Origin of the sequence: Sphingomonas changbaiensis NBRC 104936 (assembly GCF_000974765.1) — a bacterium.
Lineage (GTDB): Bacteria > Pseudomonadota > Alphaproteobacteria > Sphingomonadales > Sphingomonadaceae > Sphingomonas_B > Sphingomonas_B changbaiensis.
Genome location: NZ_BBWU01000028.1, coordinates 1 through 16,450 on the forward strand (window position 1 = coordinate 1; position 16,450 = coordinate 16,450).

Genomic DNA, 16,450 nt, shown 5'->3' on the forward strand with positions numbered 1-16,450 from the left:
GCGCCCAAAAGACTCCGCAGGGCCGGACAAGCCCCACCCCAACCCCTCCCCTGAAGGGGAGGGGCTAATGGTGGTCCGCTTCCGCGACGACGAGCCGCATGAGGAACCGGCGGTGACGCTGGACGCCTTTCTCGACCAGCCGGATGCGCATGCGGTGCGGGTCGAGGCGGGCGAGGATGTGCGCAAGCTGATCCCCTATTTCGACCGGCTGAAGCTGGTCGAGATTTCCTTCCCGCGCTTCCGCGACGGCCGCGGCTACTCGGCAGCGCAAATCCTGCGCGAGAGCGGTTATGCGGGCGAGCTGCGCGCCGAGGGCGACGTGCTGGTCGATCAGATCCTGTTCATGCGCCGCTGCGGCTTCGACAGCTTCGCGCCGGCGCAGCCGCTCGACGCGCGGCTGGTCGAGGAAGCGCTGACTCGTTTCCCATTCGTCTATCAGACCGCGGCCGATGCGGCGGTGCCGGTCTGGAAGCTGCGACATGGCTAGCATCGCCCGCAGGCTCGACCTGATCGACACGGCGCCTGCCTTTGTCCAGGCGGACGCGGACCGGCTGAATGCGCGCTTTGCCGGGGTCGGGACGGCCGAGATGCTGCGGCAGATGTTGACGACCGAGCTGAAAGGTCGCGTGGCGATCGTATCATCGTTCGGCGCGGAATCGGCGGTGCTGCTGCACCTGGTCGCCACGATTGACAAGGACGTGCCCCTGATCTTCGTCAACACGCAGAAGATGTTCGGGGAAACGCTCGCCTATCGCGACGGCCTGGCGGAGCAATTGGGCTATACCGACCTGCGCGTCTTCCGCCCCGATCCGTACGATCTGGCCGCCCGCGACAGGACGGGGCTGCGCTGGTCCTACGATCCGGACGGCTGCTGCGAGATCAGGAAGGTGGCGCCGCTCAGGCGCGCGCTGCAGCCGTTCGATGCGTGGATTTCCGGTCGCAAAGGCTTTCAGGCCAAAAGCCGGGCCGCCCTCCCCCGCTTCGACATCGACGAAGGCCGACTGAAGCTGAACCCGCTCGCCGACTGGTCCAAGGCCGCACTCGACGCCTATTTCGAGGAGCATAAGCTGCCGCGGCATCCGCTGGAGGCCGAGGGTTATCTGTCGATCGGCTGCTCGCCCTGCACCTCGAAAGTCCGGCCCGGCGAAGACCCGCGCGCCGGCCGCTGGCGTGGCTGGGACAAGACCGAATGCGGTATCCACGGCGCGCAAGGCGACGAGCCGGTGTTCTGAGCCTGCGTCACCCCGGCCTCGAGCCGGGCCCACCTTCTTCTTGTCACGTGACGCAAAGAAGGTGGGTCCCGGGTCAAGCCCGGGATGACGATCGAATCAGGCGAACACGACCTTGCCCCTGCGACGGCGCGCGGTGGCGCCGATCAGGCCAAAACCGCCGATCATCATCGCCCAGGTGGCGGGTTCGGGAACCGCCTCGAAATTGATGATCGTGGTGTCGCCGCTAAGCGTGCTGAGCCGCACATTGTCGACATAGCCGACGAAGTTCGAGCCGAAACCCGAACCGGCGCCGAAGCTGAAGCCGGTGACATAGGCGTTCGCGCTGAACAGGCTTTGCCAGCTGCCGATCGACCGGTTGACTTGGCTGCCACCCAGCAGGACCACGCCCTGATCGCCGCCGTCCAGCGTGTAGCCCGGGTGCGCCGCGGTGAACGCCGCGCCGTCATGATCGCGCACGTTCAGGTAGAACAGCGAATTGTCGCCCGATGTCTGCCAGCCCGCGGGCGGCGCGACGCCCGAGGCGCCCCCGTTATAGACCTGCTCCCAGATCATTTCCGAGCGCACGCCATTGTCCATGATATGGATGCGCACGGCGGGCGCCGCATGCGGCTGGCCCGATCCGACGACGCCGGTCTGCCAGTCGAAATCGACCTGGGCGAGATTGTTGAACGACCCTAGCGAGGGTGCAGGCGATCCGGGCAGCAGATCCTCGTAGATGCTGCCGATCACGTAGCGCGAGCGATCGCCGTGGATTTCCAGCGACCCGTTCGCGCCCGGCGTGCCGGGAGCCGCGCGCGGCGCATTCCGGGTCACGGCCGTGTAGCCGCCGCCGCCCTGTTCGCCCACGGCGTCATAGGCGTAGACGCCCGGCGCGACATTCTGCACGCCCGGATGGATCACCACGCCGTAATCGGTCGCCTGTGCAGCGGAGGCATAGGCGATCGTGGCCGCAATTGCGGCGAAGGACACAGCAAGTTTCATCGAAATCCCCCTGAAGTTGTTGCGAGTAAACATGTTATGTTCTTTGTGAGTCGCAACCCGGTGATCAGGGTTAACAGCCAGATCGAGCAACGCAAGTATGTTAACTTTTGTGGGGCCGGCTGAGGCTCGACTTCAGCGCTACCACCACCACACGCCATCGCGGTCTTCGCGGACCGCCCTGCCCCGCCGCTCCAGGTAGCGCAAATGCGCCAGCGTCTCGCCGGTCGCCATGCCGAGCAATTTGTCGTCGATCGCGCGGGCGAACATCACGCCGAAGCAGTCGACCGCGCGGCGCGGCGCCTCGGCCAGTCGCTCCTCCAGCCGCGCGAGCTGCTTGTGGTGGCCGTCGACCAGCGCTTCGAGCCGCGCGTGGAGTCCGGTGAACGGCGATCCGTGCGCGGGCAGCACCAGCAGATCGTCGGGTAGCGCGGCGCGGAAGCGGGCGAGGCTGTCGAGCCATTCGCCGAGCGGATCGCCCTCGGGTTCCAATGCCGTCAGCGAGACGTTCGAGCTGATCCGCGGCAGCACCTGATCGCCCGCGATCATCACCCGGCGCGTTTCGTCGACCAGGCACATATGCTCGGGCGAATGGCCGCTGCCGACGATGATGCCGAACGCGCCGAGCCGGTCACCGGCCTGCACGCGCACGAACCCGTCCGGAAGCTTGTGCAGGGCGCGGGCGAAATTGCCCCAGCCCCTCGATGAAGCGGCCGCGATCTGCTCGTCGGACCAGCCGGCGCCGCGCCACATCGCGATCACGTCTTCCGGCGGCTCCGCCCGGGCATCGGCGACCAGCAGTCGCGCGGTCAGATATTCGCCGCGCGTCATCCACAGCCGCACGCCGAATTTGCGCGTCAACCAGCCGGCGAGGCCCAGATGGTCGGGATGCATGTGGGTCACGATCACGCGCGTGATCGTGCGTCCGGCGAGCGGCCCCTCGAAGATCGCCCGCCACGCTGCCTTGCACTCGTCGAGCGGCAGGCCGGTATCGACGATCGCGACGCCGCCCTCTTCCTCGACCGCCCAGACGTTGATGTGCTTGAGCGGCCCCGGCACCGGCAGCCGCGCCCAGTGAATGCCCGGCGCGACCTCGATCAGAGCGCCGGGTTCGGGGAAGCGTTCGCCGAGCGGATAGTTCAGGCCCTTGTGGCTGGTCGGGCTGGCATGGTGGTCCGAAAGGGCGGGATTTGGCTTCATAGACTCGGTTTGGCCTGAGCTTGTCGAAGGCCTCCCTTCTCCTTTTCCGCAGCTAAAGAAAGGGAGGGCTTCGACAAGCTCAGCCCAAACCGGCATGGGCCTGAAGGCAAACCGGTTGAGCTCACCCGTGCTTGAACGGATCGGCAAAAGCCGGGTGATCCGGCGCCTGCAGCTCGCCGGCCGCTGCCGCGTCGGCGTCGCGCACGGCGCGCTCACGCTCGGCGCGCAGTTCCTCGATCAGCGCCTCGCGGTCGCCCTCGAAGCGGGTGTCGGTCGGCGCCTCGATGCCAGCCGCCTTGGCCGCCTTGGCCACCGCGGCGTCGAGCTCGCGTTGCGAGGTGAGGCCCAACGTCACCGGGTCCTTCGGAGTGATGTTGGCGATGTTCCAATGGCTGCGGTCGCGGATCGCCGCGATCGTCGTCCGCGTGGTGCCGATCAGCTTGCCGATCGCGCCGTCTGAGACTTCCGGGTGGTTGCGGATGATCCAGGCGATGCCGTCCGGCTTGTCCTGGCGCTTGGAAACGGGCGTGTAGCGCGGCCCCTTGGTGCGGCGGATCTGTTCCGGCCCCTTGCTGATCACAAGGCGGTAATTCGGATCCTTCTGGCCCTTTTCGATCTCGTCCATCGTCAGCTCGTGCGCGCGGACGGGATCGCGGCCGGTCAGCTTGGTCGCGGCCGTGTCGTCGGCGATCGCCTGCACCTCGAGCACGTGCAGGCCGCAAAAGTCGGCGATCTGCTGGAACGAGAGCGATGTGTTGTCGACCAGCCACGAAGCGGTCGCGTGCGGCATGAGCGGCTGAGCCAAGGAAACCTCCGGAAACAAATAGGGCCGCCCCTTCCCGGAGCGGCCGAACATCGCCGCCGATCTAGGCCCGGCAGACGAACGAAGCAAGTGGTGCCGAGTGTCCGACTCGAACGGACGACCTACTGATTACAAATCAGTTGCTCTACCAGCTGAGCTAACCCGGCAGCTGACATGCGCCATGCGACAGGTTGCGGCGAAGGTCCAGCCCAGGCGAATGTTCGATTTCGGTCAGGGCCGTTCGCGGCCGCACAAGCGGTCCGAATGTAGATGCCGTCAAATCAAAGACTTACCCGTCTGCACGCTTGTTGCATGGCCTCTCGCAAATGGGAGGAGCCTTCATGAATCGTCACCTTGTCCTGAGCCTTGCTGTCGCGCTTGCGGCGCTGCCGTCCTTCGCCTGCGCGCAGATGCCGGGGCGCATCGAATGGTCGATCGACAGCGATCGCCCGCGCGCCGACGGCAAAGTGCCGTTCACGCTTTTTTACCGGGAAGGGCGAAGCCAGAGCATCCGCAGCGAGCCGGTGCCGCTTGCCAGCCTGAGAGGCCTTTCCGCCGAACAGCTCCGCGGCGGACATGGGCCGGTGCATTTCACGATCGTGAAGGACGCCGGCACGCTCGACTGCGACGGGAGCGCCGGCGGCGGTCGAGGTGACGGAAACTGCAGTTTCGCCGGCAACCAGGCCTTTGCCGCGGACCTGGAACGCCAGGGATTCGGTCATGCGGACGAGCAGCAGTTGCTGTCGCTCGCGATGATGGGCTTCGGCCTGCCGATGTTCGCCGAAGTTGCGCGCCAGGGCTACCGCGATGCTACCGTCGCCGATGTCGTGAAGCTGCGCGAACATGGCGTCGGCCTGGACATGCTGCGCGAGGTGAGCGCGCTCGGCTACCACCTGTCGACGCTCGGGGCACTGGCCGACCTGCGCGATCACGGCGTCACGACCGACTATATCCGCGCGGTGATGGCGAACGGGCTCGGCAAGCTCAGCCCACAGGAACTCACGGACCTGCGCGATCGCGGCGTGATGCCCGACTATGTCGCCGCGGTTCGGCGCAACGGCTTTCCGAATGCCGACGTGCGCGAGCTGATCGACATGCGCGACCATGGCGTCAGCGCCGAGTTCGTCCGCGAACTGGCCGAAAGCGGGCGGCGCTTTTCGACGGACGATGTGGTTCGCATGCGCGATCACGGGCTGAACGCGGACTTTGTCGGCGCGCTGACGACGGTCGGTTATGGAAATCTGAGCCCGGACGACATGATCCGGCTGCGCGACAATGGCGTGTCGATCGAGTCGATCCGCCGCGCCAACGCCCAGGGCGGCCATTATGCACCGGACGAGCTGATCCGGATGCGCAACGAGGGCCGGATCTGACGCTCTCAATCCGTTTGCTTCGAGCGAAGTCGAGAAGCCTGCGCCTCCGAGGTGTCGTTTCTCGACTTCGCTCGAAACGAACGGAATTTTCAGCGAACCCCGAAGGTCCAGCCCTCGGTCCGCGCGAGGCCGGGCGTGAGGCCGGACGGCGACCAGAGCTCTGGGTCGCGCGCGACTGCGCGGAGCCAGGCGGCGGCCAGGATGGCGTCGGTCGCGTGGTCGTCGTAGCGGGCGAGCGGCGCGTGCTTGCGGCTGCCGAGCGCGACAAGCGCGCGATCGAGCGTGTCGGGATCGCGAATCTTGGTGCGACCGCGCGGCAGGCCAGCCGCGGTGGCGGCGATGCTGGTGTAGATTTCGACCACCACCGGACCGCCTGACGGCACCGGGTCGTACGGCCAGATCGGCAGCTTGCCGTCGATCCGGTGGAATAGGCGCATGCCGGTCAGGCTGGACTTGCCGACCTGGGCCGCGCCGACCAGGTTGAAGTTGCTATAGGGATTGCACAGGCGCTGCTCGCGGCTGGCGTCCTCGACCACGCGAAAGCGGCCGGCGCCCGGCGGGAACAGGTCGCCGCAGCGGCCGCCGTGGCGGCGGAAATGGCGGCTCGCCTCCGGATGATCGACGAAGCGGTTGGCGCCGAGATGCGGCTCGTCGTGCGCGATCTCCTCGACCAAGGCCCAAAGACCGCGCGCGTCCGCCGGGCTGCGCTCCCATCCGGGAAAATAAGCACCGCGATCGGCGAAGGCGAGCGACGGAGACAGGTCCAGGCCGACGAGCCAGTCGCCCTTCAGCGCCAGCATCCAATCGAGCACGTCCTGCCGCGACCAGATATGGCCGGGGCGGACGAGTTCGGGTGCACCCCTGCCCGCTTCGCACGTCGCCAGCGCGATCCCCTTCTGCCGCGCGCCGGCGGCGCCCGACCAGTCGATGGCCGCGAAATGAATGAAGCGGTCAGGGGCGATCGCCGAACGCCTCCCGCTGCGGCTTTTTCAGCCGATCCCACCAGGCGCGGGTGATGACGATCTCGATCCGCTCGCGATCGGCGCTGCCGTAGCGGACGAGGACGGCGGGCCAACCGCGATAGTGGGCGGTTTCCCAGAAAATGTCCGGGTCCGTTTCCATCAGCAGCTCCTTTTCCGGGAGCGGCGATGCGATCGCGAAGCTGCCGGCCTCGCGACCGGGATAGACGAAGGCCTTGCCGTTCACCTTGACCGCCGGCCTGCCGTAGCTGGTCGACAGCTCGGCATTCGGCAACGCGAGGGCGAACGCCAGAACCTCGTCCCAGTCGTTCACCTGAGCGCAGCCGCCACGTCAGCGGAGAATTTGGCGATGTCGAAGCGGGCGCCGACCGGGTCCTCGCCGCGGCGGACGACGACGAGGCGTTCGGACGGGATCACCATGATGTACTGGCCGCGATTGCCCTGGGCGGCATAGCTGCCCGCCGGCAGGCCCTGCGCGGGTCCGAACAGCCACATCGTCGCGCCGTATCCTTCACCTTTCTCCGGCTGCGGGCCGGAGGGCGTGGTCATATATTTGACCCAGCCTTCCGGCAGGATGCGCTCGCCCTGCCAGACGCCGTCGTTCAGCCACAGCAGCCCGAGCCGGGCGAGATCGCGGGCCGTTGACCAGACCTGCGACGACAGGATGAAATTGCCCTGCCAGTCGGTCTCCGCGACCGTGTGGGTCATACCGATCCTGTCGAACAGCTCGGTGCGCGGGAAAGCGAGGTAGCGCTGATCGTCGTTCAGAGCAGCGCGCAGCGAGCGGATCGCGAGCAGAATGTCGTTATTAGCATAGCGGAAGCGGGTGCCGGGCATCGCCTCCAACGGCCAGTGCGTGACTTCGCCGGTGACGGTCGTCGCGCCGGTGTAGAGCGCGTCGGTGCGGTTTCCCGCCGTATCGCTGTGGAGGCCGCTGGCCATGCGCAGCAGATTGTCCAGCTTGATGCCCGTCCGCGGATCGACGCTTGCCGGGCCCCATTCAGGCACGCGCGCGGGCTGTGCGGGATCGAGCAGCCCTTGCTTCGCGGCGATGCCGACCAGCGTTCCGGAAATGCTCTTGGCGACCGACCAGGTGCGGTTCGACACGGTCGGCCCGAAGCCGTCGCCATAGCGTTCGGCAATGACCTTGCCGTCGCGGACCACCAGCACCCCGACAGTGCGGCTGCCCTGGCCATAGCCGCCGGCAAAAGCCTGGTCGGCAAGCCGCGCCAGCGCAGAACCGGGCCGCGGGGAGATGCCCGCATCGCCAAGCGGCCATGGCCGCGGGTCGAGAGGCGCGGGAACAGCGGCGGGGGGGCCGTTTGCCGCGACGGCCGCTTGCGGCGGAGCGCCGATCGGCATCGTCGTGCAGCCGAGCCCAAGGTGCCATTCGGCGCGGCGCGGCGGCAGCTTCGGGTCGAACGCCACGGAGACGGTGTGTGCGCCCGCATCGACCTGCGCCGGCAGGGTCGGCACGATCGGGTCATATTCCGCATAGATGCCGGTCAGCTCCAGCGCCTCGATCTGCGCCTGGGTGCGGCCGGCGTTGAACATGCCCGAGCAGAGGAACGCGGCCTTGTAGCCGGCAGCGAGTGCGCGCTGGTAGGGCGTCGGCTCGGCGGCGTGAGCGGGAGTCGATAAGGCTAGAACACCACAGGCCAATGCACCCCAAATCCGTTCGCTTCGAGCGAAGTCGAGAAGCGGCTTGGGCGCAGTTGGACGCGCGTTTCTCGACTGCGCTCGAAACGAACGGGGTTTATCGAGCGAACTAACCTCGCTTCGCACGTCGCAATTCCTCCCAATAAGCCAGCCGTTCCGCGACGCGCTTTTCGAAGCCGCGGTCGGTGGGCTCGTAATAGGTTTGGGGCTCCATAGCCTCCGGCCAGTAATTGTCGCCCGAAAAGCCTTCGTCGGTGTCATGATCGTAGGCATAGCCCTTGCCGTAGCCGAGCTGCTTCATCAGCCTCGTCGGTGCATTCACGATGTTCATCGGCGGCATCAGCGAGCCGGTTTCCCTGGCGCTGCGCCACGCCGCCTTCTGCGCCGCATAGGTGGCGTTCGATTTGGGCGCGGTCGCGAGATAGAGGCACGCCTGCACGATCGCGAGCTCGCCTTCGGGTGAGCCCAGGAAATCGTACGTGTCCTTGGCGGCGAGGCACTGGACCAGCGCCTGCGGGTCGGCGAGGCCGACATCCTCGACCGCCGCGCGCACGAGGCGGCGGAGCACGTACAGCGGCTCCTCCCCCGCCGTCAGCATGCGTGCGAGATAATAGAGCGCCGCCTGCGGGTCGGAGCCGCGGATGCTTTTGTGCAGCGCGGAGATCAGGTTGTAATGCCCTTCCCGGTCCTTGTCGTAGACGGCGACGCGGCGGTGGAGCATCGCCGACAGGCCGGCGGGATCGAGCGGGGCGTCGAGCTTCACCGAATAGAGCGTCTCGGCCTGGTTGAGCAGGAACCGGCCGTCACCATCCGCGCTGGCGACCAGGGCCTCGCGAGCTTCCGGAGTCAGCGGCAGCGGGCGGCCTTCGGCTTCCTCGGCGCGGTCGAGGAGCGTGTTCAGTGCGTTCGCGTCGAGGCGATGCAGGATCAGCACCTGCGCACGGCTGAGCAGCGCGGCGTTGAGCTCGAAACTCGGGTTCTCGGTGGTCGCGCCGACCAGGGTGACGGTGCCGTCCTCGACATAGGGCAGGAAGCCGTCCTGCTGGGCGCGGTTGAAGCGGTGGATCTCGTCCACGAACAACAGGGTGCGCTGGCCGGCGGCGGCGTGATCGCGGGCGGCGGCGAAGACCTTCTTCAGGTCCGCGACGCCCGAAAAGACCGCCGACACCCCTTCGAAGCGCAGCCCCACCGCGTCCGCCAGCAGGCGCGCGATCGTGGTCTTGCCTGTGCCGGGTGGTCCCCACAGGATCATCGACGAAAGCCGGCCGGCCGCGACCATGCGGCCGATCGCGCCTTCGGGGCCGGTCAGATGCTCCTGGCCGACGACATCCTCCAGTCGGCGGGGCCGCAGGCGGTCGGCAAGAGGCGCGGATTCGGCCGGGTCGGGAGCGAACAGGTCGGGCATGCGGGTCCAAAGGTTAGGCAAAAGTGAGGCTTAGCGCGAGCGGCTTGACCAAAACAGCGCAAGATATATCTTGATGCGCACAGATTGGCCTGGAGTGAGTCGAAATGTTCTTCGCTTATGGTGGCCGCGGCTGCGGATCGCGGCATGGGAGCTGGCGGCGCGGGCCGTTCGAGGTGCGCTGGGAAATGGGCCATCGCGGCGGCGGTGGCCGGCGGCGGCGGATGTTCGATGGCGAGGAACTGCGGCTGGTGCTGCTCAAGCTGATCGCCGACCAGCCGCGCCACGGCTATGACCTGATCCGCGACATCGAAGAGCGCACCGGCGGCGCCTATGCGCCGAGCGCGGGGGTGATTTACCCGACGCTGACGATGCTCGACGACATGGGGCTGATCGAGGCGGTGTCCGAAGGATCGCGCAAGGAATTCGCGGCGACCCAGGCCGGCCGCGCGCATCTCGCCGAGCGCGAGGACGAGGTCGCGGCGCTGTTCGAGCGGCTCGATGCCTTGGGCGAAGAGCGCGCGCGCGTCGACCGCGCGCCGATCCGCCGCGCGACGGCGAACCTGTTCAGCGCCCTGCAGCACCGCCTGTCCCGCGGCGACGTGACCGCGGACATGCTGCACGATGCGGCCGCCATCATCGACGAGGCGGCGCAGAAGATCGAGCGGCTTTAGGCGTCAGGAAATCGCAGGTCGGCGGCGTCGGCCGCCGGCCCGTCGAACATCGCGTCGCCCGCGCCGGTGATGGCGCGGGACGTGGCGACGCGCTGCGCCGCCTCTCCGATCAGCCTGTCATTTTCGGCGATATGATCCCGCAGCAATTGCTGCCTCCGTTCCACTTCGCCGACGGAAACGTCGTCGTCGTTCATTCGTTCAACCTGGATGGCCCCTGCGCGCCGTAACGACTTCGGCAATGTTCGGTTCCCGACATATGCGATGAAACGACCCGCGCAAGAGATCGATTTCGGGACACCCGTTCATCGTTTTTTCATGCTGGCAGCGCGACATAGCCATGCTATCTAGGCGCACGGCCGGGGGGCCGTAGAGATTCAGATTTCAGGGCGGGGGGAAGCTAGGAGCCGTCCTTGAACGTACATTCTTCGCGCGATTTTGCCGATCGCCGTCAGCTCGTCAGTGCGCTCCGCAGCTTGAGGCGGGGCGATTTTTCTGTGCGTCTGCCCGAAGACGATCCCGACTTCGATTCCGAAATCGCGGAGCTGTTCAACGAGATCGTCTCGTTGAACCAGGAAATCACCGGCGAATTCGAGCGCCTGTCTATGGTGGTCGGCAAGGAAGGCAAGATCACGCAGCGCGCCCGCGTGCGTGGCGCCACCGGCGGCTGGGAAATCAAGCTGCGGGCGGTCAACGAGCTGATCGACGACATGGTCCAGCCGACGGCCGAGGTCAGCCGCGTGATCGGCGCCGTGGCAAAGGGCGATCTGTCCCAGGCGATGGCGGTCGAGATCGACGGACGGCCTTTGCGCGGCGAGTTCCTGCGCATCGGCAAGGTCGTGAACACGATGGTGGAGCAGCTCGCCTCGTTCGCGTCGGAAGTGACGCGCGTCGCGCGCGAAGTCGGCACCGAAGGTAAATTGGGCGGCCAGGCGCAGGTGCGCGGCGTTGCCGGTACCTGGAAGGACCTGACCGACAACGTCAACGCGATGGCGACGAACCTGACCAGCCAGGTCCGCAACATCGCCGAGGTGACGACCGCGGTGGCTTCGGGCGACTTGTCCAAGAAGATCACCGTCGACGTGAAGGGCGAAATCCTCGAGCTGAAGAACACCATCAACACGATGGTGGACCAGCTGAACTCCTTCGCGTCCGAGGTGACACGCGTGGCCCGCGAAGTGGGCACCGAAGGAAAGCTGGGTGGACAGGCGCGCGTGGAGGGCGTCGGCGGCACCTGGAAGGATTTGACCGACAACGTCAACCTGATGGCCGACAACCTGACCGGCCAGGTCCGCAACATCGCCGAAGTGACGACCGCGGTGGCGTCGGGCGATCTTTCCAAGAAAATCACCGTCGACGTGAAGGGCGAAATCCTTGAGCTCAAGAACACCATCAACACGATGGTGGACCAGCTGAATGCGTTCGCATCGGAAGTGACGCGCGTGGCGCGCGAAGTGGGCACCGAAGGCAAGCTCGGCGGTCAGGCGCAGGTGCCGGGCGTCGGCGGCACGTGGAAGGATTTGACCGACAACGTCAACCTGATGGCCGACAACCTGACCGGCCAGGTGCGCAACATCGCCGAGGTGACGACCGCGGTGGCACTGGGCGATCTGTCCAAGAAGATCACCGTCGACGTGAAGGGCGAAATCCTGGAACTCAAGAACACCATCAACGTGATGGTGGACCAGCTGAACGGCTTCGCCTCCGAAGTGACGCGCGTTGCCCGCGAAGTCGGTACCGAGGGCAAGCTCGGTGGACAGGCAAACGTGCCGGGCGTCGCGGGCACCTGGAAGGATTTGACCGACAACGTCAACCTGATGGCCGACAACCTGACCGGTCAGGTCCGCAACATCGCCGAGGTGACCACCGCGGTGGCGCGCGGCGACTTGTCCAAGAAGATCACCGTCGAGGTGCGCGGCGAAATCCTGGCGCTCAAGGACACCATCAACGTGATGGTGGACCAGCTGAACGGCTTCGCATCGGAAGTGACGCGCGTGGCGCGCGAAGTGGGCTCGGAAGGCAAGCTTGGCGGTCAGGCCCAGGTGGAAGGCGTCGCCGGCACCTGGAAGGATTTGACCGACAACGTGAACCTGATGGCCGGCAATCTGACCGGCCAGGTCCGCAACATCGCCGAGGTGACCACCGCCGTGGCCCGCGGCGACTTGTCCAAAAAGATCACCGTCGACGTGAAGGGCGAGATTCTGGAGCTGAAGAACACCATCAACGTGATGGTGGACCAGCTCAATTCCTTCGCGTCCGAAGTGACCCGCGTGGCGCGCGAGGTCGGCACCGAAGGCCGGCTGGGCGGCCAGGCGCAGGTGCCGGGCGTCGGTGGCACGTGGAAGGATCTGACCGACAACGTGAACGCGATGGCGGCGAACCTGACCGGTCAGGTGCGCAACATCGCCGAGGTGACGACCGCGGTGGCCTTGGGCGATCTGTCCAAGAAGATCACCGTCGACGTGAAGGGCGAGATTCTGGAGCTCAAGAATACCATCAACACGATGGTGGACCAGCTGAATTCGTTCGCATCCGAAGTGACGCGCGTCGCACGCGAGGTCGGTACCGAGGGCAAATTGGGCGGCCAGGCGCAGGTGCGCGGCGTCGCCGGCACCTGGAAGGATCTGACGGACAACGTCAACCTGATGGCGGACAACCTGACCGGCCAGGTCCGCAACATCGCCGACGTGACCACCGCCGTGGCGCGCGGCGACTTGTCGAAGAAGATCACCGTCGACGTGAAGGGCGAAATCCTCGCGCTGAAGGACACCATCAACGTGATGGTGGATCAGCTGAACGGCTTCGCATCGGAAGTGACGCGCGTGGCGCGCGAAGTCGGCACCGACGGCAAGCTGGGCGGACAGGCGAACGTGCCGGGCGTCGGCGGCACCTGGAAGGACTTGACCGACAACGTCAACCTGATGGCGAACAACCTGACCAACCAGGTGCGCGGCATCGCCGACGTCGTGACCGCGGTGGCGCAGGGCAATCTGAAGCGCAAGCTGACGCTGGACGCGAAGGGCGAGATCGCGGCGCTCGCCGAGACGATCAACTTCATGATCGAGACGCTGTCGACGTTCGGCGACCAGGTGACCAACATGGCCCGCGAGGTCGGCATCGAAGGGCGGCTGGGCGGCCAGGCGCGCGTGCCGGGCGCCGCCGGCCTGTGGCGCGACCTGACCGACAACGTGAACCAGCTGGCGGCGAACCTGACCAACCAGGTGCGATCGATCGCCGACGTGGCGACTGCCGTGACCAAGGGCGACCTCACCCGCTCGATCGCCGTGGAAGCGTCGGGCGAGATGGCGTCGCTCAAAGACAACATCAACGAGATGATCCGCAACCTGAAGGAACAGACCCTCAAGAATGCGGAGCAGGACTGGCTGAAGACCAACCTGGCGCGGTTCAGCCGCATGCTGCAGGGCGAACGCGACCTGACCACGGTTTCGAACCTAATCATGTCCGAGCTCGCGCCGCTGGTGAACGCGCAATACGGCGTGTTCTACGTGACCCAGCGCGACGAAAGCGAAAGCTATCTGGAGCTGGCCGCCAGCTATGGCGCGGAAAGCAAGAACGAGCTGAAGGACCGGTTCGGCCTGCGCGAAGGGCTGATCGGTCAGGCCGCCGCCGACAAGCGGCCGATCGTGCTGAAAGACGTGCCGTCGGACTTCATCCGGATCGGCTCCGGCCTCGGCCATGCCAAGCCCGCCAATGTCGCGGTGCTGCCGGCGCTGTTCGAAGACGACGTGAAGGCGGTGATTGAGCTCGCCTCGTTCGGCGAGTTCAACGAGACGCACCAGAGCTTCCTCGACCAGCTGATGGAATCGGTCGGCATCGTGCTGAACACGATTGCCGCGACGATGCGCACCGAAGGCCTGCTGAAGCAGTCACAGCTGCTGACGCAGGAGCTGCAGGCGCGCCAGACGGAGCTGACGACCAAGCAGGAAGAGCTGCACGCGACCAACGAGGAGCTGCAGGAGAAAGCGCAGCTGCTCGAGAACGAGAAGAAGCAGGTCGAAGCCAAGAACCTCGAAATCGAAATGGCGCGCCGCGCCGTCGAGGAGAAGGCAGAGCAGCTCGCCCTCACCTCCAAATACAAGTCCGAGTTCCTGGCGAACATGTCGCACGAGCTCAGGACGCCGCTCAACTCGCTGCTGATCCTGTCGAAGCTGCTGGCGGACAATCCGCAGGGCAACCTCAACGAAAAGCAGACCGAGTTCGCGCGGACGATCAACTCGGCGGGTTCCGACCTGCTGTCGCTGATCAACGACATTCTCGACCTGTCGAAGATCGAATCGGGCACCGTCTCGATCGAGGTCGGCGACATGCCCATGTCGACGCTCAAGCAGCACATGGAGCGCACGTTCCGCCAGCTCGCGACCGACAAGGGGCTGCGGTTCGATGTTGCGTTCGACAGCACGTTGCCGCCATCGATCCGCACCGACGAGAAGCGGCTGCAACAGGTCGTGCTCAACCTGCTGTCCAACGCGTTCAAGTTCACGGCGCAGGGCGGCGTGACGCTGTCGGTCAAGCAGGTCGCCAGCGGCTGGAGCACCAACCACCCGGTGCTGCGCAACGCCGAAGGCGCGATCTCGATCGCGGTGACGGATACCGGCATCGGCATCCCCGAAGACAAGCAGAAGCTGATCTTCGAGGCGTTCCAGCAGGCCGACGGCACCACCAGCCGCAAATATGGCGGCACGGGTCTTGGCCTGTCGATCAGCCGCGAAATCGCGCGGATGCTGGGCGGCGAGCTGCAGGTCCGGTCGAAGCCGGGCGAGGGATCGACCTTTACGCTGTTCGTGCCGCTGGAGGCGGGATCGATCGCCAGCACCGTCGAAGGCACGCCGGCGCGCTACGAGAATAGCGGCGCGGCCGTTCCGCTGGCGCTTCCGGCCACGACCGAAGTCGTCGACGACCGCGAGAATCTGGGCCACGACCCGTTCGTGCTGATCGTGGAGGACGACGTGACGTTCGCGTCGATCCTGCTCGACCTGGCGCGCGAGGCGGGCCTGAAGGGCGTCGTCTCGACCGCCGGCGCGGGCACGCTGGCGCTGGCGCGCAAGCTCCAGCCCGACGCGATCACGCTGGACCTGGGCCTCAGCGACATCGACGGCTTCGTGCTGCTCGACCTGTTGAAGCACGATCCGCAAACGCGGCACCTGCCGATCCACGTGATCTCCGGCGCTGCCGATATCCAGGCGGTGTCGCGGCTGGGCGCGTTCAGCATCACCGAAAAGCCAGCCGAGCGCGCCGAGCTGGTGGACGTCTTCCGGTCGATCCACGAGCACATCCATCGTGCCGAGCGGCGGGTGCTGGTGATCGGCGGCCAGGCGAGCGACCGCAAGGCGATCGGCCAGATCATCGCCGACCCACTGATCGAGGTCGAGACCGCATCGACGCTGGGCCGCGCGCAGGAGAAATTCGGGGTCGATCCGTTCGACCTGGTCATCCTGGCGGGCGGCGAAACCGCCGGCGCCGCGCGCGAGCTTTCGGCACTGGGCACGCTCAAGGCGCCGGTGCTGGTGGTCAGCAAGGGCGAGGAAAGCGGTGCCGTCCGCGCCACGCTCGCCAAACTCAACGACAGGCGCGACGTGCCGATCGTGCACAGCCTGGAGGCGCTGCCGGGTGCGGTCGCTCCGGCGCTTCGTCGCGGCAAGCGGGCGGGCAACGACAATGAGAGTGCGTCGCGAAGCCGGGAGGTTCCGGAACTCGCCGGCGCGAAAATCCTGATCGTCGACGACGATATCCGGAACATCTTCTCGTTGACGAGCGTACTCGAAAGCTTCGGCGCCGAGGTGGTGTATGCCGAGCGTGGCCGCGACGGCATCCGCATCCTGGAGGAGACGCCGGGAATCGATATCGCCCTGATCGACATCATGATGCCCGAAATGGACGGCTATGAGACGATGCAGCAGATCAGGCGGCGGGCGGTGCTGACGGATGTGCCGCTGGTCGCCGTCACGGCAAAGGCGATGAAGGGCGACCGGCAGAAGTGCCTCGACGCCGGCGCGTCCGATTATATCGCGAAGCCGGTCGATATCGACCTGCTGCTGGCGCTGCTGCGCGTCTGGATCGATCGGTCGCGGTCGCGCTCCACGTTGATTGCCGAACCGATCACGCAATCGGCTGCGGAGTGACCGTGCGGACGCA

Annotated in this window: 13 protein-coding genes and 1 tRNA gene; 5 read left to right on the forward strand and 9 right to left on the reverse strand. The window is 66.4% G+C overall.

The features are described 5' to 3' along the window. Window positions 1-67 precede the first annotated feature (67 nt). On the forward strand, window positions 68-487 hold the full coding sequence (locus SCH01S_RS06495; RefSeq protein WP_046347986.1) for a DUF934 domain-containing protein: 420 nt from the start codon (window positions 68-70) through the stop codon (window positions 485-487). Then, window positions 480-1,232, forward strand: coding sequence for a phosphoadenylyl-sulfate reductase (locus tag SCH01S_RS06500; RefSeq protein ID WP_046347987.1), 753 nt, complete (start codon window positions 480-482; stop codon window positions 1,230-1,232). The genes SCH01S_RS06495 and SCH01S_RS06500 overlap by 8 nt, the downstream gene beginning before the upstream one ends. 96 nt (window positions 1,233-1,328) lie before the next feature. Here SCH01S_RS06500 and SCH01S_RS17090 read toward each other — a convergent pair whose 3' ends face one another. From SCH01S_RS17090 to SCH01S_RS06520, 4 genes are all read right to left on the reverse strand, one after another. Beyond that, complete coding sequence (locus tag SCH01S_RS17090; protein ID WP_052733816.1) at window positions 1,329-2,213, reverse strand: PEPxxWA-CTERM sorting domain-containing protein; 885 nt, start codon at window positions 2,211-2,213, stop codon at window positions 1,329-1,331. 138 nt (window positions 2,214-2,351) lie between these two features. Continuing rightward, window positions 2,352-3,410 (reverse strand): MBL fold metallo-hydrolase, encoded by a 1,059-nt coding sequence (locus SCH01S_RS06510; RefSeq protein ID WP_046347988.1) that lies wholly within the window; start codon window positions 3,408-3,410, stop codon window positions 2,352-2,354. A 121-nt stretch (window positions 3,411-3,531) separates the two neighbouring features. Further along, entirely contained in the window at window positions 3,532-4,215 is a 684-nt protein-coding gene (locus SCH01S_RS06515) for a DUF1013 domain-containing protein (RefSeq protein ID WP_046348113.1), read from the reverse strand. 88 nt (window positions 4,216-4,303) lie between these two features. After that, window positions 4,304-4,379, reverse strand: a tRNA-Thr gene (locus SCH01S_RS06520). 174 nt (window positions 4,380-4,553) lie between these two features. On the opposite strand from SCH01S_RS06520, the gene SCH01S_RS06525 reads away from it, so the two are divergent. Next, entirely contained in the window at window positions 4,554-5,585 is a 1,032-nt protein-coding gene (locus SCH01S_RS06525; protein ID WP_046347989.1) for a hypothetical protein, read from the forward strand. Window positions 5,586-5,674: 89 nt separating this feature from the next. On the opposite strand, the gene SCH01S_RS06530 is transcribed toward SCH01S_RS06525, so the two are convergent. The 4 genes from SCH01S_RS06530 to SCH01S_RS06545 all read right to left on the reverse strand — a co-directional run bounded on the left by SCH01S_RS06530 (window position 5,675) and on the right by SCH01S_RS06545 (window position 9,629). Beyond that, the gene (locus SCH01S_RS06530) at window positions 5,675-6,397 is read right to left on the reverse strand and encodes a hypothetical protein (protein ID WP_369385529.1); all 723 of its coding nucleotides are present in this window, start codon (window positions 6,395-6,397) and stop codon (window positions 5,675-5,677) included. A 139-nt stretch (window positions 6,398-6,536) separates the two neighbouring features. Beyond that, window positions 6,537-6,878, reverse strand: a complete 342-nt coding sequence (locus SCH01S_RS06535; protein WP_046347991.1) for an MmcQ/YjbR family DNA-binding protein — start codon at window positions 6,876-6,878, stop codon at window positions 6,537-6,539. After that, a complete protein-coding gene (locus SCH01S_RS06540) occupies window positions 6,875-8,227 on the reverse strand; it encodes a serine hydrolase domain-containing protein (RefSeq protein WP_245612176.1) in 1,353 nt (450 codons plus the stop codon). Before SCH01S_RS06540 ends, SCH01S_RS06535 begins: the two co-directional genes overlap by 4 nt. A 106-nt stretch (window positions 8,228-8,333) precedes the next feature. Continuing rightward, complete coding sequence (locus tag SCH01S_RS06545; protein WP_046347992.1) at window positions 8,334-9,629, reverse strand: replication-associated recombination protein A; 1,296 nt, start codon at window positions 9,627-9,629, stop codon at window positions 8,334-8,336. Between the two features lie 104 nt (window positions 9,630-9,733). On the opposite strand from SCH01S_RS06545, the gene SCH01S_RS06550 reads away from it, so the two are divergent. Next, complete coding sequence (locus SCH01S_RS06550) at window positions 9,734-10,300, forward strand: PadR family transcriptional regulator (protein ID WP_046347993.1); 567 nt, start codon at window positions 9,734-9,736, stop codon at window positions 10,298-10,300. Here SCH01S_RS06550 and SCH01S_RS06555 read toward each other — a convergent pair. Continuing rightward, window positions 10,297-10,494, reverse strand: coding sequence for a hypothetical protein (locus SCH01S_RS06555; protein ID WP_046347994.1), 198 nt, complete (start codon window positions 10,492-10,494; stop codon window positions 10,297-10,299). The two genes, SCH01S_RS06550 and SCH01S_RS06555, sit on opposite strands and share 4 nt — an antisense overlap. 300 nt (window positions 10,495-10,794) lie before the next feature. Here SCH01S_RS06555 and SCH01S_RS06560 point away from each other — a divergent pair, with 300 nt between their 5' ends. Then, complete coding sequence (locus SCH01S_RS06560; protein WP_245612177.1) at window positions 10,795-16,437, forward strand: HAMP domain-containing protein; 5,643 nt, start codon at window positions 10,795-10,797, stop codon at window positions 16,435-16,437. The last annotated feature ends 13 nt before the right edge of the window (window positions 16,438-16,450 follow it).

What these genes read in the sequence shown, in the direction of transcription:
- SCH01S_RS06545 (WP_046347992.1), bottom strand. Translation starts at nt 9,629, where the DNA reads ATGCCCGACCTGTTCGCTCCCGACCCGGCCGAATCCGCGCCTCTTGCC.
- SCH01S_RS17090 (WP_052733816.1), bottom strand. Translation starts at nt 2,213, where the DNA reads ATGAAACTTGCTGTGTCCTTCGCCGCAATTGCGGCCACGATCGCCTAT.
- SCH01S_RS06555 (WP_046347994.1), bottom strand. Translation starts at nt 10,494, where the DNA reads ATGAACGACGACGACGTTTCCGTCGGCGAAGTGGAACGGAGGCAGCAA.
- SCH01S_RS06495 (WP_046347986.1), top strand. Translation starts at nt 68, where the DNA reads ATGGTGGTCCGCTTCCGCGACGACGAGCCGCATGAGGAACCGGCGGTG.
- SCH01S_RS06550 (WP_046347993.1), top strand. Translation starts at nt 9,734, where the DNA reads ATGTTCTTCGCTTATGGTGGCCGCGGCTGCGGATCGCGGCATGGGAGC.
- SCH01S_RS06500 (WP_046347987.1), top strand. Translation starts at nt 480, where the DNA reads ATGGCTAGCATCGCCCGCAGGCTCGACCTGATCGACACGGCGCCTGCC.
- SCH01S_RS06510 (WP_046347988.1), bottom strand. Translation starts at nt 3,410, where the DNA reads ATGAAGCCAAATCCCGCCCTTTCGGACCACCATGCCAGCCCGACCAGC.
- SCH01S_RS06525 (WP_046347989.1), top strand. Translation starts at nt 4,554, where the DNA reads ATGAATCGTCACCTTGTCCTGAGCCTTGCTGTCGCGCTTGCGGCGCTG.